The sequence below is a fragment of the Paenilisteria riparia FSL S10-1204 genome (genome assembly GCF_000525995.1).
Lineage (GTDB): Bacteria > Bacillota > Bacilli > Lactobacillales > Listeriaceae > Listeria_A > Listeria_A riparia.
On record NZ_AODL01000006.1, the window covers coordinates 167141 to 185203 of the forward strand.

At 40.2% G+C, this 18063-nt stretch carries 24 protein-coding genes and 3 pseudogenes; 4 read left to right on the forward strand and 23 right to left on the reverse strand.

Annotated features, from left to right (window positions below; translation table 11 throughout):
- Positions 1–3: 3 nt before the first annotated feature.
- The 20 genes from rpsH to pplA form a co-directional block, all read right to left on the reverse strand.
- Positions 4–402, reverse strand: a complete 399-nt coding sequence (rpsH, locus tag PRIP_RS04580; RefSeq protein ID WP_036065514.1) for a 30S ribosomal protein S8 — start codon at positions 400–402, stop codon at positions 4–6.
- A 32-nt stretch (positions 403–434) separates the two neighbouring features.
- Positions 435–620 carry a type Z 30S ribosomal protein S14 gene (locus PRIP_RS04585; RefSeq protein WP_036099787.1) on the reverse strand — a complete coding sequence of 62 codons (186 nt, stop codon included), beginning with the start codon at positions 618–620 and terminating at the stop codon, positions 435–437.
- A 38-nt stretch (positions 621–658) separates the two neighbouring features.
- Entirely contained in the window at positions 659–1198 is a 540-nt protein-coding gene (gene rplE / locus PRIP_RS04590; protein ID WP_036088092.1) for a 50S ribosomal protein L5, read from the reverse strand.
- Positions 1199–1224: 26 nt separating this feature from the next.
- Positions 1225–1545 (reverse strand): 50S ribosomal protein L24, encoded by a 321-nt coding sequence (gene rplX, locus PRIP_RS04595; protein ID WP_036088094.1) that lies wholly within the window; start codon positions 1543–1545, stop codon positions 1225–1227.
- Between the two features lie 38 nt (positions 1546–1583).
- On the reverse strand, positions 1584–1952 hold the full coding sequence (gene rplN, locus PRIP_RS04600) for a 50S ribosomal protein L14 (protein WP_036088097.1): 369 nt from the start codon (positions 1950–1952) through the stop codon (positions 1584–1586).
- Positions 1953–2029: 77 nt separating this feature from the next.
- Positions 2030–2293 carry a 30S ribosomal protein S17 gene (gene rpsQ / locus PRIP_RS04605; protein WP_036088100.1) on the reverse strand — a complete coding sequence of 88 codons (264 nt, stop codon included), beginning with the start codon at positions 2291–2293 and terminating at the stop codon, positions 2030–2032.
- A 26-nt stretch (positions 2294–2319) separates the two neighbouring features.
- On the reverse strand, positions 2320–2511 hold the full coding sequence (gene rpmC, locus PRIP_RS04610; protein ID WP_036060270.1) for a 50S ribosomal protein L29: 192 nt from the start codon (positions 2509–2511) through the stop codon (positions 2320–2322).
- Positions 2498–2935, reverse strand: coding sequence for a 50S ribosomal protein L16 (rplP, locus tag PRIP_RS04615; RefSeq protein ID WP_036088101.1), 438 nt, complete (start codon positions 2933–2935; stop codon positions 2498–2500). The genes rpmC and rplP overlap by 14 nt, the downstream gene beginning before the upstream one ends.
- 2 nt (positions 2936–2937) lie before the next feature.
- The gene (rpsC, locus tag PRIP_RS04620; RefSeq protein ID WP_036088104.1) at positions 2938–3594 is read right to left on the reverse strand and encodes a 30S ribosomal protein S3; all 657 of its coding nucleotides are present in this window, start codon (positions 3592–3594) and stop codon (positions 2938–2940) included.
- Positions 3595–3597: 3 nt separating this feature from the next.
- Complete coding sequence (gene rplV / locus PRIP_RS04625) at positions 3598–3942, reverse strand: 50S ribosomal protein L22 (protein WP_036088106.1); 345 nt, start codon at positions 3940–3942, stop codon at positions 3598–3600.
- A 19-nt stretch (positions 3943–3961) separates the two neighbouring features.
- The gene (gene rpsS / locus PRIP_RS04630) at positions 3962–4240 is read right to left on the reverse strand and encodes a 30S ribosomal protein S19 (protein WP_036065502.1); all 279 of its coding nucleotides are present in this window, start codon (positions 4238–4240) and stop codon (positions 3962–3964) included.
- Between the two features lie 90 nt (positions 4241–4330).
- Entirely contained in the window at positions 4331–5164 is an 834-nt protein-coding gene (rplB, locus tag PRIP_RS04635; protein ID WP_036088108.1) for a 50S ribosomal protein L2, read from the reverse strand.
- Between the two features lie 37 nt (positions 5165–5201).
- Complete coding sequence (rplW, locus tag PRIP_RS04640) at positions 5202–5486, reverse strand: 50S ribosomal protein L23 (RefSeq protein ID WP_036088112.1); 285 nt, start codon at positions 5484–5486, stop codon at positions 5202–5204.
- Positions 5486–6109: a 50S ribosomal protein L4 gene (rplD, locus tag PRIP_RS04645; RefSeq protein WP_036088114.1), complete on the reverse strand. Its 624-nt coding sequence runs from the start codon at positions 6107–6109 to the stop codon at positions 5486–5488. Before rplD ends, rplW begins: the two co-directional genes overlap by 1 nt.
- A gap of 24 nt (positions 6110–6133) precedes the next feature.
- Complete coding sequence (gene rplC, locus PRIP_RS04650; RefSeq protein ID WP_036088116.1) at positions 6134–6763, reverse strand: 50S ribosomal protein L3; 630 nt, start codon at positions 6761–6763, stop codon at positions 6134–6136.
- 105 nt (positions 6764–6868) lie between these two features.
- Positions 6869–7177, reverse strand: coding sequence for a 30S ribosomal protein S10 (rpsJ, locus tag PRIP_RS04655; RefSeq protein ID WP_025729837.1), 309 nt, complete (start codon positions 7175–7177; stop codon positions 6869–6871).
- Positions 7178–7488: 311 nt separating this feature from the next.
- A complete protein-coding gene (gene fmnA, locus PRIP_RS04660; RefSeq protein WP_036099789.1) occupies positions 7489–8289 on the reverse strand; it encodes an FAD export ECF transporter transmembrane subunit FmnA in 801 nt (266 codons plus the stop codon).
- A 34-nt stretch (positions 8290–8323) separates the two neighbouring features.
- Positions 8324–9280, reverse strand: coding sequence for a 1,4-dihydroxy-2-naphthoate polyprenyltransferase (gene menA / locus PRIP_RS04665; protein WP_036099791.1), 957 nt, complete (start codon positions 9278–9280; stop codon positions 8324–8326).
- 14 nt (positions 9281–9294) lie between these two features.
- Positions 9295–10377, reverse strand: a complete 1083-nt coding sequence (locus PRIP_RS04670) for an FAD:protein FMN transferase (protein ID WP_036099792.1) — start codon at positions 10375–10377, stop codon at positions 9295–9297.
- 144 nt (positions 10378–10521) lie between these two features.
- On the reverse strand, positions 10522–11418 hold the full coding sequence (gene pplA / locus PRIP_RS04675; protein ID WP_036099793.1) for an extracellular electron transfer flavoprotein PplA: 897 nt from the start codon (positions 11416–11418) through the stop codon (positions 10522–10524).
- Positions 11419–11810: 392 nt separating this feature from the next.
- Between pplA and PRIP_RS04680 the strand changes: the two genes are divergently transcribed.
- The 4 genes and pseudogenes from PRIP_RS04680 (at position 11811) to PRIP_RS04695 (ending at position 15805) form a co-directional block, all read left to right on the forward strand.
- Complete coding sequence (locus tag PRIP_RS04680; protein WP_036099794.1) at positions 11811–13694, forward strand: FAD-dependent oxidoreductase; 1884 nt, start codon at positions 11811–11813, stop codon at positions 13692–13694.
- A 112-nt stretch (positions 13695–13806) separates the two neighbouring features.
- Positions 13807–14244 (forward strand): NusG domain II-containing protein, encoded by a 438-nt coding sequence (locus PRIP_RS04685; protein WP_036099795.1) that lies wholly within the window; start codon positions 13807–13809, stop codon positions 14242–14244.
- A gap of 23 nt (positions 14245–14267) precedes the next feature.
- Entirely contained in the window at positions 14268–14804 is a 537-nt protein-coding gene (gene eetB, locus PRIP_RS04690) for a flavinylation system FAD exporter subunit EetB (protein ID WP_036088129.1), read from the forward strand.
- An 18-nt stretch (positions 14805–14822) separates the two neighbouring features.
- Positions 14823–15805 (forward strand): annotated as a pseudogene (locus PRIP_RS04695) (polyprenyl synthetase family protein).
- 56 nt (positions 15806–15861) lie between these two features.
- Here PRIP_RS04695 and PRIP_RS04700 read toward each other — a convergent pair.
- From PRIP_RS04700 to fusA, 3 genes and pseudogenes are all read right to left on the reverse strand, one after another.
- The gene (locus PRIP_RS04700; RefSeq protein WP_036099797.1) at positions 15862–16341 is read right to left on the reverse strand and encodes an NUDIX hydrolase; all 480 of its coding nucleotides are present in this window, start codon (positions 16339–16341) and stop codon (positions 15862–15864) included.
- 80 nt (positions 16342–16421) lie between these two features.
- Positions 16422–17610, reverse strand: a pseudogene (gene tuf, locus PRIP_RS04705) (elongation factor Tu).
- A 106-nt stretch (positions 17611–17716) separates the two neighbouring features.
- Positions 17717–18063 (reverse strand): annotated as a pseudogene (gene fusA / locus PRIP_RS04710) (elongation factor G); the annotation flags it as partial.

Consider the following 18063-nt stretch of genomic DNA (forward strand, 5'->3'; position numbering starts at 1 on the left):
TTCTTACCAAACGTATGCTAAAACTTCTCCGCCCACTTGTTTCGCGCGAGCTTCTTTGTCTGTTAACAAACCTTGAGAAGTAGATACAATTGCAATACCTAAACCGTTAAGTACTTTTGGTACCTCATCAGCTTTAGCGTAAACACGAAGACCTGGCTTACTGATACGCTTAAGTCCAGTAATTACACGCTCGTTTGCTGCACCATATTTAAGGAAAACACGGATTGTACCTTGTTTGTCGTCTTGAATATATTCAACATCACGTACGAAACCTTCTCTTTTAAGGATTTCAGCGACTTCTTTTTTGATTTTTGAAGCAGGAACTTCTAATTTATCGTGACGTACCATATTGGCATTACGTATACGAGTTAGAAAATCTGCGATAGGATCTGTCATCACCATGAAAAATTTACCTCCTTCCCATTATTGGGTTTTTACCAGCTTGCTTTTCTTACGCCGGGAATTTGTCCTTTATAGGCAAGTTCACGGAAGCAGATACGGCATAGTTTAAATTTGCGAATAACGGAATGTGGACGACCACAACGTTCACAACGAGTATATGCTTGAACAGCGTACTTAGGTGTACGTTTTTGCTTCGCGATCATTGATTTTTTAGCCACGTTTTCGCCTCCCTACTTAATTATTGATTACTTTTGGCTTACTTTTGAAATGGCATACCGATTTGTGTCAGTAATTCTTTTGACTCTTCGTCCGATTTAGCAGTAGTAACGATTACTACGTCCATTCCGCGAACTTTGCTTACTTTATCGTAATCAATTTCAGGGAAAATTAATTGCTCTCTTACACCTAGCGTGTAGTTACCGCGACCGTCGAAGGCTTTTTTAGAAACCCCACGGAAGTCACGAACACGTGGTAGGGAAACAGTAATTAATTTGTCTAAGAAATCATACATGCGCTCACCACGAAGCGTTACTTTCGCACCGATTGGCATTCCTTCACGTAGACGGAAACCAGCGATTGAATTTTTTGCTTTCGTGATAACAGGTTTTTGACCAGTGATTTGAGCTAGCTCTTCCACTGCACTGTCTAAAACTTTCGCATTTGCTGTTGCATCACCAACACCAGTGTTGATTACGATTTTATCGATTTTTGGTACCTCCATTACGGAGTCATAATTGAATTTGCTCATTAAAGCAGGAACAATTTCCTTAAGATATCTATCTTTAAGGCGATTCATGTACTATTCCCTCCTTCCTCAGATACTTATTTAGTTGCGTCTTTTATAACTTCACCGGATTTTTTAGCTACGCGTACTTTTTTACCGTCTTTGACTTGGTAGTTCACACGAGTTGGTTCACCAGTCTTTGGATCGATAAGCATTACGTTAGATACGTGAATCGGTGCTTCAACATTTAAAATTCCACCTTGCGGATTAATGTTCGATGGCTTTGTATGTTTTTTCACCATGTTGATTCCTTCAACAATTACGCGGTCTTTTTTAGGAAACGCAGCGATAATTTTGCCGGATTTACCTTTATCTTTACCAGTAATAACTTGTACTTTATCACCTTTTTTGACATGCATTGGGTCTAGCACCTCCTTGAGATTGAAACTAGTGTATTTTAAAGAACTTCTGGAGCTAAAGAAACGATCTTCATAAAGTTGTTTTCACGAAGTTCGCGAGCAACAGGTCCAAAAATACGTGTTCCACGAGGACTTTTATCATCACGGATTATAACACATGCATTTTCATCAAATTTGATGTAAGAACCATCTTGACGACGTGCTCCACTCTTAGTACGAACGATTACCGCTCTAACTACTTCACCTTTTTTGACAACGCCACCTGGTGTTGCTTGTTTAACAGTACACACGATTACGTCGCCAATGTTCGCAGTTTTGCGTCCTGATCCACCTAGTACTTTAATTGTTAAGACTTCACGCGCACCAGAGTTATCAGCCACTTTCAAACGACTTTCTTGTTGAATCATTAGGACACCCTCCTTCCAGACATACAATCAGGAAATTTATTTTTCCTATTAAAACTTTTATTATTTCGGTTCATAACTTAAATGATTACCGCTTCTTCAACAACTTCTAATAAGCGGAAACGTTTTGTTGCAGATAGTGGGCGAGTTTCAGCAATACGTACTACATCGCCAGTTTTTGCAACGTTGTTTTCGTCATGAGCTTTGAATTTTTTTGAATACTTCACGCGCTTGCCATAAAGCGAGTGTTTCTTATACGTTTCAACAACGACAGTGATTGTTTTATCCATTTTGTCGGATACAACACGTCCTGTATAGACTTTACGTTGGTTACGTTCAGACATGTATTAAAACCTCCTCTTGATTAATTTTAGGCAAGTTCTCTTTCGCGAACGATTGTTTTCATGCGAGCGATTGCTTTGCGTACTTCACGAATACGTGCAGTGTTTTCCAATTGGCCAGTAGCTAATTGAAAGCGCAAGTTGAAAAGCTCTTCTTTTAGAGATTTTTCTTTATCTTGAATTTCAGTAGTGGACAATTCACGGATATCAGTTGCTTTCATTTGCTTCACCACCAATTTCTTCGCGTTTCACGATTTTTGTTTTCACTGGTAATTTGTGTGCTGCAAGACGTAATGCTTCACGCGCTACTTCTTCAGGCACACCAGCGATTTCAAACATAATTTTGCCACGTTTAACTGGGCTTACCCAACCTTCCGGAGCACCTTTACCTTTACCCATCCGAACACCAATTGGCTTAGATGTGTAAGATTTATGAGGGAAAATTTTAATCCAAACTTTACCGCCACGTTTCATGTAACGAGTCATCGCGATACGGGCAGCTTCGATTTGACGGTTAGTGATCCATGAAGCTTCAACAGCTTGAAGACCAAATTCACCAAATGCTACTTCTGTGCCGCCTTTTGCGCGTCCACGCATGTTACCACGGAACTCACGACGGTATTTTACACGTTTTGGAACTAACATTATTATTTTCCTCCTTCCACATTGTTTTTCTTCGTAGGAAGGACTTCACCACGGTAGATCCAGACTTTAACGCCTAGTTTACCATAAGTTGTGTCAGCTTCTTCCCATGCGTAATCGATGTCGGCACGCAATGTATGAAGAGGAACTGTTCCTTCACTGTAGTGTTCCGCACGAGCGATATCTGCTCCACCTAAACGGCCGGAAACTTGAGTTTTAATACCTTTAGCTCCTGCACGCATTGTACGTTGGATTGCTTGTTTTTGTGCACGTCGGAAAGACACACGGTTTTCCAATTGACGAGCAATTCCTTCAGCAACCAATTTAGCGTCAAGGTCAGCTCTTTTGATTTCTACAATATTGATATGAACTCGTTTACCTGTAAGTTCATTCAGATTTTTACGTAATGATTCTACTTCAGATCCACCTTTACCGATAACCATACCAGGTTTGGCAGTGTGGATAGTAATATTTACACGGCTAGCCGCGCGTTCGATTTCAACACGTGATACAGAAGCATCTGATAAGTTCTTCGCGATATATTCACGGATGCGTAAATCTTCATGTAAGAAGTTCGCGTATTCTTTACCAGCGTACCATTTTGAATCCCAATCACGGATTATACCGACACGCATACCAATTGGATGTATTTTTTGACCCACGAATTATCCCTCCTCGATTTCAGATACCACGACTGTAATGTGGCTTGTACGTTTATTAATTGCACTTGCGCGTCCCATCGCACGTGGACGGAAACGTTTCAATGTTGGCCCTTCGTCAACGAATGCCTCAGAAATTACCAAGTTATTTACATCTAAATCATAATTATGCTCAGCGTTTGCGATTGCTGATTTTAAAACTTTTTCGATGATTGGAGAAGCTGCTTTTGGTGTAAGTTTCAAAATAGCAACGGCTTCACCGACTTGCTTACCACGAACTAGATCCATTACGAGTCTAGCTTTACGAGGAGCAATACGAACAGTTTTTGCAACGGCTTTTGCAGTTGTCATCAGGATATCCTCCTCTCAATTAGCGTCTAGTTTTTTTATCGTCGCCCGCGTGACCACGGTACGTACGAGTTGGTGCGAATTCACCTAATTTATGTCCAACCATATCTTCTTGGATATAGACTGGAACGTGTTTGCGTCCATCATATACAGCAATTGTTTGACCAACAAATACTGGGAAAATCGTTGAACGACGAGACCAAGTTTTGATAACTTGTTTCTTCTCGCTTGCATCAGCTGCTTCAACTTTCTTCATCAAATGATCATCTACAAAAGGTCCTTTTTTCAAGCTACGACCCATGTCGGAACCTCCCTTCGCATAGTCAGGAATCGGTAAGCCAACGCTTGCCCGTTCCTGCTACCTATAAATTCGTTAAAATGACAAACCCGATTATTTCTTCTTACGACGACGTACGATAAATTTATCGGAGTTATTGTTTTTCTTACGAGTTTTGTAACCAAGTGTTGGTTTGCCCCAAGGAGACATTGGTGATTTACGTCCGATTGGTGCTTTACCTTCACCACCACCGTGTGGGTGATCGTTAGGGTTCATGACAGATCCACGAACTGTTGGGCGTTTACCCATCCAACGTGAACGGCCTGCTTTACCAATGTTGATAAGTTCGTGTTGCTCGTTACCAACTTGGCCGATAGTAGCACGACAAGTAGCAAGAATCATGCGAACCTCACCAGAGTTAAGACGGATTAATACGTATTTGCCTTCTTTACCAAGTACTTGCGCGCTTGTTCCAGCAGAACGTACTAATTGTCCACCTTTACCAGGTTTCATTTCGATATTGTGGATAACTGTACCCACTGGAATATCTTTAAGTTCTAGCGCGTTACCAACTTTGATATCCGCTTCTGAACCTGAATAAATTGTTTGGCCTACTTCTAAGCCTTTCGCTGCGATGATGTAGCGTTTTTCTCCATCAACGTAGTGAATTAATGCGATGTTAGCAGAACGGTTCGGATCATATTCGATCGTAGCAACGCGTCCTGGAATACCATCTTTATTACGTTTAAAATCGATCACGCGGTATTGACGTTTGTGTCCTCCACCGTGATGACGAACAGTTAACTTACCTTGGTTATTACGACCAGCCTTCTTTTTCAGAGGACGTAGTAAAGATTTTTCTGGAGTACTTGTAGTAATCTCAGCGAAATCTGAACTCGTCATGTGACGACGGCCGTTTGTGGTAGGTTTATACTTTTTAATCGCCATTGTATTCCCTCCTCTATTAGTTCAATTCATGGAAGTATTAAACTTCGAAAAATTGGATTTCTTTGCTATCAGCTGTCAAAGTAACGATAGCTTTACGACGCTTGTTTGTATAGCCAGCGTAACGGCCCATACGTTTTAATTTACCTTTGTAGTTCATTACGTTTACTTTCGCAACTTTTACTTCGAAGATTTCTTCGATAGCTTTTTTAACGTGCGTTTTAGTAGCGCGTGTATCAACTTCAAATGTATATTTCTTGTCATCTAGAACACTAGTTGATTGCTCAGTGATAATTGGGCGCTTAATGATGTCGCGTGCATCCATTATGCAAGCACCTCCTCTACTTGTTCAAGAGCTGCTTTAGTGATAATTAGCTTATCATGTTTAGCAACGTCTAGTACTGAGATACTTTGAGCTGGAATAACTTTAATGCCTTGTAAGTTACGTGCAGATAGTTCTACATTTTCACTTCCATCGGCTACTACTACCAATGCTTTTGTATCTACAGAGATATTTTTAAGGAAAGCCGTGAATTCTTTAGTCTTAGGAGCTGCGAAAGTTAAACCTTCTAATACTACTAAGCTTTCTTCTTTTACTTTAGAAGAAAGGATCGATTTGATCGCTAAACGACGAACTTTCTTAGGTAATTTGTAAGCATAGCTACGTGGTGTTGGACCGAATACGATACCACCTCCACGCCATTGTGGGGAACGAATCGAACCTTGACGGGCACGACCTGTACCTTTTTGACGCCATGGTTTACGTCCACCGCCGCGTACTTCTGAGCGGCCTTTTACTTTATGAGTTCCTTGACGTAAGGAAGCTCGTTGACTCAAAATTACATCAACAACCACTTTTTCATTTGGTTCAATACCGAAAATAGTATCGTTAAGTGTAATTTCGCCAGCATTTGTTCCATCTTGTTTCAATAAAGCTACGTTGGGCATTTGTTAGTCCTCCTTTCCAATAAATTATCTTGATTTGTTTGCTGTTTTGATTTGGATCAACGCTTTTTTAGCTCCTGGTACGTTACCTTTAACTAAAAGAACATTTTTCTCTACGTCTACTTTGACGATTTCTAGGTTTTGGATAGTGATTTGATCTCCACCCATACGACCTGGAAGTAATTTATTTTTGAATACACGGTTAGGCGCTACAGGACCCATTGAACCCGGGCGACGATGGTAACGAGATCCATGGGCCATTGGTCCACGAGATTGTCCGTGGCGTTTAATAACACCTTGGAATCCTTTACCTTTTGATACGCCTGTCGCGTCGACGATGTCACCTTCTGCGAATACGTCTACTTTAATTTCTCCACCAATTTCATACTCGTCTAAGTTTACATCGCGTAATTCGCGAATGAAGCGCTTAGGAGTAGTATTGGCTTTTTCTACATGACCTTTTTCGGGTTTGTTTGACAACTTTTCGCGTTTATCCTCGAAACCGATTTGAATTGCTTCATATCCGTCTGTTTCAACAGTTTTCTTTTGAAGTACTACGTTAGCACCTGCTTCGATTACTGTTACTGGAATAAGTTCGCCGTTTTCTGTGAAAACTTGTGTCATCCCTACTTTTCTACCTAAGATTCCTTTGGTCATGAGTCACACCTCCTGTTATTTTTGGATTTGGTTTAGCTTACTCGAGATTTTCGAATTATAAGCTAGATATGCATGCGAACATTTCGCGAGCATGTAATTCTTTATTTATAGTTTGATTTCGATGTCCACACCACTTGGTAAGTCTAAACGCATAAGGCTATCAACAGTTTGTGGTGTTGGATTAACGATATCGATTAAACGTTTGTGTGTACGCATTTCGAATTGCTCACGTGAATCTTTGTATTTGTGGACCGCACGCAAGATTGTGTATACAGATTTCTCTGTTGGCAACGGAATCGGACCAGATACGCTAGCACCTGAACGTTTCGCTGTTTCTACAATTTTCTCCGCTGATTGATCCAAGATACGGTGATCATACGCTTTTAAACGAATACGAATTTTTTGTTTTGCCATTATTTTCCCTCCTTCTCGCCTATTTTCAAAATAGACATTCTCCGTGAAAATCTCCTGAACACTCGCCATGGCAAAGCGGCCGGGTGTGTCAGCAACCTCTCACTTCATCACATCTACAGCCCCAACATATGGGGTGTCGCACTAATTGGGCAGACTACCGCCTGTTCAATTGCACTTTATCTATTATACACGTCTAGCCTAGTAATTTCAACGATTTTCTTAAAAAACTTTTATGACGGTTATATTACATAATCCGACTCATTTGCAGATGCAAAAAGACTGGCAATCACAGAAGATGAAAGCCAGTCTTTTTAAGAAATTCTCAGCGTTACTAAGCCTACTGTCAAAGCTACTAAGACAAACCCAGCGACTAAATCACACCAGTGCCATTGTAGGATGCGAAATCGGGTTCTTTTTTTGTCGCCTTGATATCCGCGGGCTTCCATTGCGTCCGCAAGATCTTCTGCACGATTGAAAGAGCTTACGAATAACGGGATGAAAATCGGAACAACGACTTTCATTTGTTCAAACAAGTTCCCTTCACCAAATTCTACGCCACGGGCTCGCTGGGCTTTCATTATTTTATCGGTTTCCTCCATTAAAGTTGGTATGAAGCGTAGGGCTACCGAAATCATAAGCGCGATGTCTTGTACTGGCATTTTTAGAACTTTGAATGGCCTTAGTATGTATGCGATGGCGTCTGTCAGGTCCATAGGAGTCGTTGTAAGCGTGATTACTGTAGAAATGAAGATAATCAGCACGAACCGAATGAACACGTAAATACCGTTGATTAAGCCAAACGAAGAGATAGCGAAAGGCCCCCAACTAAAAAAGATTGTGCCGCCACTTGTGAATAGCATTTGCAAAACTACCGTGAACAAAATTAGCCAAATCAATGGTTTCACGCCTTTTATGAAAAAACGATAGGAAATACCTGTAAACGCGATAACTGCAAAAGTGAACAAAGTTAGTAGTGCATAGGTTTGCCAATTATTCGCCAAGAACAGAATACCGATAAAGTAAAAACCGGCAATCAATTTTGTTCTGGCGTCTAAATGATGAATAAGGGATTCCCCAGGCATGAAACGCCCAAATATTAATTTATCAATCATCGGAAAATCCCCTTTCTTCTATATAAATAAATTTTTATACGTATTCCAAGATTAAGCTTGCTGCCAAGAAAACAACAATCGCACTATTCGTCACCACAAAGTTCTTGATGGAGATGACGAATGTTTTAGCTTTGACTTGCTCGGCGTTGAATTTCTGTAAATTTTTGAATACCGGAATAACTGCGATGAGGGTTAATAGCATAATCGGGCTTAGGAATCCGATGGCTACAGAGACAATAATTGCCACAAACGAGCCATAATATAGCGCATTAAACAAGATTACAGCGTATTTCTTACCAATGTAGTACGGCAACGTGTAACGATGATTCCGAATATCTTCATCCAGATCGCATATATTGTTTGCTAGCATGATGTTCGCGATTGTAAAAATGCATGGCAATGAAATAATAATAATCCGGATAACTTCTATCAAATTCACTTTCACACTAACCCATTCACCTGACCAAATCAAGTTTGCAATTCCAGCGTCATATGCATTCACATAAATCGCTAGAAAAACAATGCCAAACCCCATCGTCACGCCTGAAAAAATTTCACCTAATGGCATGCGCGACAACGGAACTGGACCAAACGTATACAGAATCCCAATACAAAAACAGATAAACCCAACTAGCAACACTAGCAAATCTGTTTCAAAGACAAGCCAAACGCCCAAACCCGTCGCAATGAAAAACATAGTGAAAATCGTCGCGATGACTACTTTTTCAGGTATTTGCTCTTGTCCAATGACATTGCTCGTCGTTCGGTAATCGTAGTCATGATTGTTCGTTGCTTTTCGGTAATCCATATAATTATTAATTGCTGTTGTTGTTAAATCGAATATCAACATCGAACCAAAGAAAATTAATGTGTTCTTCCAATTAAATAAGTCATACTGATAAACTGCAAATAACGTACCAATAATAAAAGGAAAAACGCTGGCAATCTTCGTTTGGATTTCTACCAATTTTAAAAATGCTGGTATCGACACGTTTTACACTCCCTTTAGTTCGCCATTTGGAAATTATCATCTGTTAGCTTGAACTTACCTTTCAAACCAGATGTAATGTACACTTTCTTTTCCTTACTTACAAAAATCGCTTCTACGCCTTTATATGTTTCGATGAACGCCATACCACCTTGAATGCCCTTGGAGAATGTTGCTGTGGAAAGGCCGTCGCCATCAATGGACTTCTTAGAAATGATAGAAACGCCTGCAATGTCATTGTTGAATGGATAGCCTGTTTTAGGGTCTAAGATGTGGTGGTATTTAACGCCATCTACTTCTAAGTAACGTTCATAAATACCGGATGTAACAATCGATTTATTTGCTTCAGGAATCGTGCCAATGACTGTTCCGCGCGATTCAAATGGATCTTGAATACCTACTACCCAATCACCGCCTTTTGGACTGTCACCTTTCACGATGATGTTTCCGCCAAGGTCAATAATAGCTGTAGTTACACCATTTGCATCTAGCACTTTTTCTACTTCGTCTGCAATGTAACCTTTTGCGATAGCACCAAGATCGAGTTCCATGCCTTTTTCTTCGAGATATACTGTTTTATCTGTGTCATTCATTTTTACTTTTTTGTAGTCAATTAGGGGTAATTTAGCGTCGATTTCTGCTTGGCTTGGTTTACGTGCATCGTCAAAACCGATATGCCAAAGCGAAGTTAGCGGGCCAATTGTAATGTCAAAGCTACCACCTGAGCTTGCACTATATTTCAAGCCCTCTTGTATCAGATAGTACACATCATCACTTACTTTTACTGGTTTTTCACCCGCTGCTAAATTTACTTTGTCTACTTCTGATGTTTTACCGCTGTCACTCGTTGTGATTTGCTTGTCTAATTCTTTGATTCGGTCAAACGCTTTGAGAAGAACATCCTCTTTGCCTTTGTCGTAGATTTTAATAACATTGACTGTCCCCATTAAGAAGTCTGTTTTTGTGTATGGTTGGGAGAGTAGTACTGGATCAGAATCTTTAGGTGTCTCACTCTTTTTAGCGGACGTATCATCGTTACCACAAGCAGTGACAACAACCGCCACGATTAGTAGTAGAAATAACGTATAGAATTTCTTCATTTTAGTTGCACCTTTCGAATTGGGATTCATTTTTGAAATCGTATGATTGCTACTTTAATGTATCGGTGATTGCTTGCTTTGTCAACAAAAAGGAGCCCCAGAGTTTTCGCTCTGAAGCCCTTGATTTGTTGTAAGCTTATTTACTTATTCTTCCTCTACTTTGTTGTAAACTTTAATCATATCTGTGTTACCAGATTGAGCTGCATTGTAAAGTTGTGCTGCATATGTTTTGAACATGTTGGAAGAGTTTGTTGCGCCTGTAACTACTGCTACATCGCCTGGGTTTTGTTTGTCAACAAGAGCTTTGTTTAATGCTGGGATGTATTCTTGTGGACCAACACCAGTTTTGTCTTTCATGTTTTTCTCGTAGTCCGCGTCATCTGTTTTCTTCTTGCCATCTTTGTCTACGTAGTTGTAGTCAGATGTCGTGATTTTACCATCTTTGACTTCCATACTGAATACTGCACGGTAGCCATGTGAGTAGTTTTGTTCTTCTAAAGAATATTTACCGTCTTCTAATTTAGCACCATTGTTGATCTCGATAGTATTTGTGTCTGCGCGTTGTGCTGCTTGAATTAATTGGTTCGCATAATTGATGAAAGCATCAGAAGAGTGAGTTGCTCCCGTTACTACTTGAACTTCTGTTGCTGCTTGCTTATCAACCAATGATTTGTTTAGCGCTGGGATGTATTCTTGCGGACCTGTACCTACTTTAGCTTTCATATTCTTCTCGTAGTCAGCATCGTCTGTTTTTAATTTACCGTCTTTGTCTACGTAGTTGTAGTCAGATTCAGTGATTTTACCATCTTTAACGTCGATTGAGAATTTAGCTTTCCAGCCGTTGTCATCGAAGTTCTTTTCTTCTAATTTGTAAGTACCATCTGTCATTGTACCATCTGTTTTAGCTTCTGTTTTCTTTGTATCTGACTGTTTAGTATCGCTAGACTTGCTATCGCTACTATTATCATTCCCACATGCTACTAACAACATGCTTGACGCCATTACAGCTGTCAAAGCCATTACCAACTTTTTCTTCTTCATAAAATTAGCTCCCACCTTTTAAAATATTACTTGTGATAACATGAACAATAAAAGTCGCATAAAATCACAAGCTCACCTTAATTCCACTTAAATATAACATTATTGTCTCAATTTGTCTACACTTAGTATACTAGATTCAAAAACTAATAATCTCAGAAAGCGATTACTTGATTATTTTCCCGTATTATATTTCAATTTTTTTGACACATATCGAGCTTGTTGTGGCGCCGTGCTTTCTGTTCGAATTTGCGTTTGTTTCTTGTTTTTTACGGGTAAAGACCCCTAGACAGTGTTTGTTCTATCTGTTAAACTATGATAGGTTATTACTATAATTTTTAGTAAGAGGACTTATAATTTTTTGTGAATATACTTACAAGGAGTTGAGAAAGCATATGCCTGAAAAGAATATCGTTATTATAGGGGCGGGATATGCAGGTGTACATGCGGCTAAGAAATTAGCGAAAAAGTACAAGAAAGACGATTCGGTAACGATCACGTTAATTGATAGACATTCCTATCACACGATGATGACTGAATTACATGAAGTAGCTGGGGGACGTGTAGAGCCAACAGCAATACAGTATGATTTACGCCATCTGTTCAATCGTACGAAAGTGAAATTGGTAACGGATAACGTAACTAATGTAAACCACGACACAAAAACAGTAACTACAGAACATGGAAGTTATCCATATGATTACCTAGTTTTAGGTATGGGGGGCGAGCCGAATGACTTTGGTACTCCCGGTGTTCAGGAACACGGTTTCACACTTTGGTCTTGGGAAAACGCGGTTAAATTACGCGAACATATCGAAACTATCGTGCATGACGCTTCTGAGGAGCAAGATGTAGCGCGACGTAAAGCCATGCTTACTTTTGCTGTTTGCGGTTCTGGCTTTACTGGAATCGAAATGGTTGGGGAATTACTTGACTGGAAAACACGCCTTGCTAAAGATAACAAAGTAGATGTTTCCGAAATCGAATTGATCGTTGTCGAAGCTGCACCAACGATTCTGAACATGTTGGATCGCAAAGATGCAGATAAAGCTGAGAAATTCATGCTGAAAAAAGGCATCAAGATTATGAAAGACGCTGCAATTGTTGAGGTTAAACCTGAAAGCATTGTCTTGAAATCTGGTGACGAAATTCCAACACACACATTAATTTGGACTGCTGGTGTTCGTGCAAATTCTGATACGAAAGATTATGGTATGGAAGCAGCGCGTGCTGGTCGTTTGAAAGTTAATGAATACATGGAAGCTGAGAATTTCGAAAACACATACGTTATCGGTGACTTAGCTTACTACGAAGAGGAAGAAGGCAAACCAACTCCTCAAATCGTTGAAGCTGCAGAACAAACTGGTATGACAGCTGCAAAAAGCATTATTGCTGAAATCAGCGGAACGGAAAAAGAAGCTTATAAAGGGAAATACCACGGTGTCATGGTTTCCATTGGCTCTAAATACGGTGTTGCTAACTTAGGCGGTCTTCGTTTACATGGCTGGTTCGCGATTTTCATGAAACACATGGTTAACCTTTACTACTTCTTCGGAATCCGTAGTGGTTACTACATGACACAATACGTTTTCCATGAGTTCTTCCATATTAGAGACAATCGTAACATCTTCCGTGGCTGGACATCCCGCTATGGTAACGTTCTTTGGTCCCTACCACTCCGCATTTATCTCGGTTGGTTCTGGTTTGATGAAGCACTTTCCAAGATTTACGGTGAAACAACATGGGATAAAGTTAGCATCACAAACTTAAAACCTTTGTTCCAAGGACTTGGATCTGATTCATGGTTAACAGCAACAACTTCAAAAATGCCATTCGAATGGTTACAAACGGACGCAACTTCTGGGGCTTCCCAAGCAGCTGGAGACGCGGCAGGAGCTGCAGCAACAAACGTAACAACACCAATTTTGAGTCATATGCCTGGTTGGTTTGAATGGATTATGAAATTAATTATGCCAAACCTTGATGTAGCACTATTCATGCAAAAAGTAGTACCGTTTATCGAATTAGCAATCGGTCTTGCTTTAGTAGTTGGTCTATTCACTTGGTTAGCTAATATCGGAAGTGCTGGTTTCCTAGTAATGTTCACACTTTGCGCAATGCTTGGTTGGGACAAATTCTGGGCGCTACCTGCTTCTATCGCATTAATGAATGGCGCTGGACGTACATTCGGTTTGGATTACTGGGTTATGCCTTGGTTCCAAAGACACTTGGGCCATTGGTGGTACGGAAAAGAAAGCTCCATATACCGAGACAAGTAATTTTATACGTTTAAATCCTAGCGAAAGGCAGCTAAAACTGTCTTTCGCTATATATTTTTAGGCTAATGTATTACAATGTTAAGAGAAACTAGTTAGAGGGAGGATAAGAACCATGAAGGAATACTTACATATGGTTAAACGTTGGGATGTTATTATTATCGTACTGCTGACCATTCTTTCTTTTTTGCCTCTAGCTATTTTTACATATGCAAAATCGCAAGAACCTGCCCCACCTGCTGGATCCTCGTCAAAGCTTGTGGCTGTTGTCAAAGTGGATGGCAAAGAGTTCAAACGTGTAGATTTGACTGGACATAAAGGCACTAAGAAGTTTCGCGTGAAAGCTGAAGATGGCGATTATAATGATATCGAAGTGAAGGACGAACGAATCCGCATCAGCGGTGCTAATTGCAATGACCAAGTTTGCGTTCGTGTCGGCTTCATTGACAAAATCGGACAAACCATCGTCTGTCTACCACATAAAGTCGTGATTGAAGTACAGTCAGAAACCGGCGAAACAGAACCAGATGATGGGATTATTATTCCTTCATAGTTTTTTAATTAGGGGGTATGTACATGACTAAGAATAAACGATTAGTATATATTGCATTACTAGCCGCGCAAGCCGTTGTTATTAGTCTGTTGGAACGCGCGATTCCGTTTCCTTTTGCTTTTGCGCCTGGGGCTAAGCTTGGTTTAGCTAATATTATTACGTGCATTTCTTTATATACGCTATCTACGAAAGATACTTTTATGATTATATGTATTCGCCTCGTTTTGGCAACATTGCTTGGCGGGACGATTTCTACGTTCATGTATAGTGCCGCTGGAGCAATCTTAAGTTTTGGGGGTATGTGGCTTGTGAAGAAACTTGGGCCAAAAAGGGTAAGTATCATCGGAGTTAGTACAACTGGTGGGATTTTACACAATGTCGGTCAGTTAGTTATCGCGAGTTGGATTGCTGGCAGTTGGAGCGTTATGCTTTATCTCCCTGTCCTTTCATTTATCGGCATTCTTTCAGGAATTGCTGTTGGAATTGCGGCTAACTATCTTATCAAAAACGTGCAAACTTTACGTGCTTTTAATAAAACCAATGAACCGATTCAAAATTAAGGGAAAAGAGGATGAACTATGCAACTTCACCCGATGTGGGATAACTATCCAAATCTACAAATCGATTTGCAAGCTGTGCTCACAACTATTGAAAAAAATGTCCAAATTCGAGATAAACAAGTCGAGCAAAATGTGAAAGCGCTGATTCAAGCTGGTGGTAAATTATTGCGCCCTGCTTACGCAATGCTTGCCGCACAAATTGGACCTGATAATAATCGTGATCGCGCTATTGCGGTTGCTGCCGCATTGGAAGTTTTGCATATGGCGACACTTATTCATGATGACGTAGTGGATGATGCACCAACTCGTCGTGGTATTGAAACAATTCATTCTAAATACGGTCGTAATTATGCCGTCTACACTGGCGACTACCTTTTCTGTATTTGTTTTAAAATTCTATCCAGCCACGCGGATTCGGTTTCCACGATTGAATTCAACAGTAAAAGCATTGAGAAAATCCTAATGGGCGAGCTCGACCAAATGCGCACTCGCTATGATTTAAAAGTAACAGTTCGCCAATACTTGTCACGTATTTCCGGCAAAACAGCTCAACTTTTCGCTTTAAGCACGTATTCTGGCGCGCTTCAAAGTAAAGCAACTCGTTTTCAAACACGCAATGCTTGGAATGTTGGCCATTATCTGGGCATGGCTTTTCAAATTATTGACGATGTACTGGACTATACTAGTTCCAATGACGGCTTAGGAAAACCGGTTCTAAACGACGTCAAACAAGGCGTTTATACCTTACCACTTATTTATGCAATGCAAGGCAATGCCGCTCTTTTCCATCCTCTGCTTGAAAAAGGTTTGGACATGACTGATGCAGATTTGAAAGAGTTGCTTGAGCTTATTACCAAATATAACGGTGTCGACAAAGCTTTCGCGCTCGCTAATAAATATACAAAGAAAGCACTGAAAGAAAATTAAAAAAACTGCCTGCCGGTGAGTATCGTAATCAAATGTATGAACTAACGGCTTCGATATTAGAAAGAGACATTTAATCTGCGAATTGAGATTAGATGTTTTTTTGCTGTGAAATGAATACACAAATCAAATCCTACTCCTCTTTTACTATCCAGTTTTCGTAACTACTAGCATTTAAGACATCACCGCACTCACTTTCGATTTCTTGTAGTAATTTAAGTATTATTGGTGAGGCATTGTCTACATTTAGATTATGTAAATCTAGCCACAAACACCCTGAAGAATCGTTTTCTTCATTTTCTAACTCTAAATGAAACTGTTTTCTTTGTTCTACTTCCATATCGTACAGAACAAAAACATGATGTACCGTATCATCATTTTGCTTCACAAAAGTATCATAACACCTTACCTTAGTATATCTTGTAACAGAGTAACTCGTCTCTTCCATCACTTCTCTTTTCAAGGTGTCAATAAGGCTCTCAAATTGCTTTTGGCTACCTCCTGGCAAGTCGAACCTGTTCTTATATGGCCCTGTATTCTTATGAATGCATAGAAGTTTTCTTTCCCTAAAACAAACCCCGTATACCCCAAAATGTGTAGCATATACTGACATTGCTGTTAGCTCCTTTCATAACTTACGCAAAAAATCCTGAACGGTCGCGCATGCGACCGTTCAGGATTTTTAAAAGGCTATTATTTAGAGATAGTTGCTACTACTCCAGCGCCTACAGTACGTCCACCCTCACGGATAGAGAATTTAGTACCTTCTTCAATCGCAACTGGTGCGATTAGTTCTACTGAAATTTCAACGTTATCGCCAGGCATAACCATTTCAGTACCTTCTGGAAGCATAACAACACCTGTTACGTCAGTAGTACGGAAATAGAATTGTGGACGGTAGTTGTTGAAGAATGGAGTGTGACGTCCACCTTCTTCTTTTGATAAAACATAAGTTTCAGCTTTGAAAGTAGTATGCGGAGTGATTGAACCCGGTTTAGCCAATACTTGACCACGTTGGATTTCTTCACGAGCAACACCACGTAAAAGTGCACCGATGTTATCGCCAGCTTCAGCATAGTCAAGTAACTTACGGAACATTTCTACTCCAGTTACAACGACTTTCTTAGTTTCTTCTTCGATACCTACAACTTCAACTTCGTCACCAACTTTAACTTGGCCACGTTCAACACGACCTGTAGCAACTGTTCCACGACCAGTGATTGAGAATACATCCTCAACTGGCATCATGAATGGTTTATCAGTGTCACGAGCTGGAGTTGGGATATAGCTATCAACTGCGTCCATAAGTTCGTTGATTTTTTCTTCCCATGCTGCATCGCCTTCAAGAGCTTTAAGTGCAGAACCTTTGATTACAGGAATATCGTCGCCAGGGAATTCGTATTCTGTTAATAGATCACGGATTTCCATTTCAACTAATTCTAGTAATTCTTCGTCGTCTACCATGTCACATTTGTTCATGAACACAACAAGGTAAGGAACACCAACTTGACGAGAAAGCAAGATGTGCTCACGAGTTTGTGGCATTGGGCCATCAGCAGCAGATACTACTAAGATACCACCGTCCATTTGCGCAGCACCAGTGATCATGTTTTTAACATAGTCAGCGTGTCCTGGGCAATCTACGTGCGCGTAGTGACGGTTTTCAGTTTCATACTCAACGTGTGCAGTAGAGATTGTGATACCACGTTCTCTTTCTTCTGGAGCACCATCGATTTGGTCGTATGCAGAAGCTTCTGCAAAACCTTTTTTTAGATAATACAGTAGTAATTGCAGCTGTTAAAGTAGTTTTACCATGATCGACGTGTCCGATAGTACCAACGTTAACATGGGGTTTTGAGCGGTCAAATTTTTCTTTAGCCATTTTAAAATTTCCTCCTTAATGTTTAAAAAAATTATTGATAACATGCGGGCAAGCCACATGAATCTCGTTACTATTTAGTTATACAGGATATAACGCTCGTTTGCAATTAATCCTCTTTATTATTGCCACCGTTAGCTTTAATAATTTCTTCGCCAACAGATTTCGGAACTTCTTCATAGTGGTCAAACTGCATTGTGTAAACACCGCGACCTTGCGTACTTGAACGTAGGTACGTAGCGTAACCAAACATGTTTGCAAGTGGAACGAATGCACGAACAACTTGAGCGTTACCGCGTGCTTCCATACCATCTACGCGACCACGACGAGATGTGATGTTACCCATAATGTCTCCAAGGTAATCCTCAGGTACAATTACTTCAACATTCATCATTGGTTCCAAGATGACAGGATTACATTTCTTAGCCGCGTTACGAAGAGCCATAGAAGCAGCCA

Bases quoted from the DNA above. Each gene is read 5' to 3' on its own strand.
- rplP (WP_036088101.1), bottom strand. From the start codon at position 2,935: ATGTTAGTTCCAAAACGTGTAAAATACCGTCGTGAGTTCCGTGGTAAC.
- PRIP_RS04700 (WP_036099797.1), bottom strand. From the start codon at position 16,341: ATGTCAGTATATGCTACACATTTTGGGGTATACGGGGTTTGTTTTAGG.
- rplV (WP_036088106.1), bottom strand. From the start codon at position 3,942: ATGACAACTGCAAAAGCCGTTGCAAAAACTGTTCGTATTGCTCCTCGT.
- rplW (WP_036088112.1), bottom strand. From the start codon at position 5,486: ATGGATGCACGCGACATCATTAAGCGCCCAATTATCACTGAGCAATCA.
- rpsQ (WP_036088100.1), bottom strand. From the start codon at position 2,293: ATGTCTGAACGTAACCAACGTAAAGTCTATACAGGACGTGTTGTATCC.
- rpsJ (WP_025729837.1), bottom strand. From the start codon at position 7,177: ATGGCAAAACAAAAAATTCGTATTCGTTTAAAAGCGTATGATCACCGT.
- rpmC (WP_036060270.1), bottom strand. From the start codon at position 2,511: ATGAAAGCAACTGATATCCGTGAATTGTCCACTACTGAAATTCAAGAT.
- eetB (WP_036088129.1), top strand. From the start codon at position 14,268: ATGACTAAGAATAAACGATTAGTATATATTGCATTACTAGCCGCGCAA.
- rplD (WP_036088114.1), bottom strand. From the start codon at position 6,109: ATGCCCAACGTAGCTTTATTGAAACAAGATGGAACAAATGCTGGCGAA.
- rpsH (WP_036065514.1), bottom strand. From the start codon at position 402: ATGGTGATGACAGATCCTATCGCAGATTTTCTAACTCGTATACGTAAT.
- PRIP_RS04670 (WP_036099792.1), bottom strand. From the start codon at position 10,377: ATGAAGAAATTCTATACGTTATTTCTACTACTAATCGTGGCGGTTGTT.
- rpsS (WP_036065502.1), bottom strand. From the start codon at position 4,240: ATGGGTCGTAGCTTGAAAAAAGGACCTTTTGTAGATGATCATTTGATG.
- rplC (WP_036088116.1), bottom strand. From the start codon at position 6,763: ATGACCAAAGGAATCTTAGGTAGAAAAGTAGGGATGACACAAGTTTTC.
- pplA (WP_036099793.1), bottom strand. From the start codon at position 11,418: ATGAAGAAGAAAAAGTTGGTAATGGCTTTGACAGCTGTAATGGCGTCA.
- rplE (WP_036088092.1), bottom strand. From the start codon at position 1,198: ATGAATCGCCTTAAAGATAGATATCTTAAGGAAATTGTTCCTGCTTTA.
- PRIP_RS04685 (WP_036099795.1), top strand. From the start codon at position 13,807: ATGAAGGAATACTTACATATGGTTAAACGTTGGGATGTTATTATTATC.
- rplN (WP_036088097.1), bottom strand. From the start codon at position 1,952: ATGATTCAACAAGAAAGTCGTTTGAAAGTGGCTGATAACTCTGGTGCG.
- PRIP_RS04680 (WP_036099794.1), top strand. From the start codon at position 11,811: ATGCCTGAAAAGAATATCGTTATTATAGGGGCGGGATATGCAGGTGTA.
- fmnA (WP_036099789.1), bottom strand. From the start codon at position 8,289: ATGATTGATAAATTAATATTTGGGCGTTTCATGCCTGGGGAATCCCTT.
- rplB (WP_036088108.1), bottom strand. From the start codon at position 5,164: ATGGCGATTAAAAAGTATAAACCTACCACAAACGGCCGTCGTCACATG.
- rplX (WP_036088094.1), bottom strand. From the start codon at position 1,545: ATGCATGTCAAAAAAGGTGATAAAGTACAAGTTATTACTGGTAAAGAT.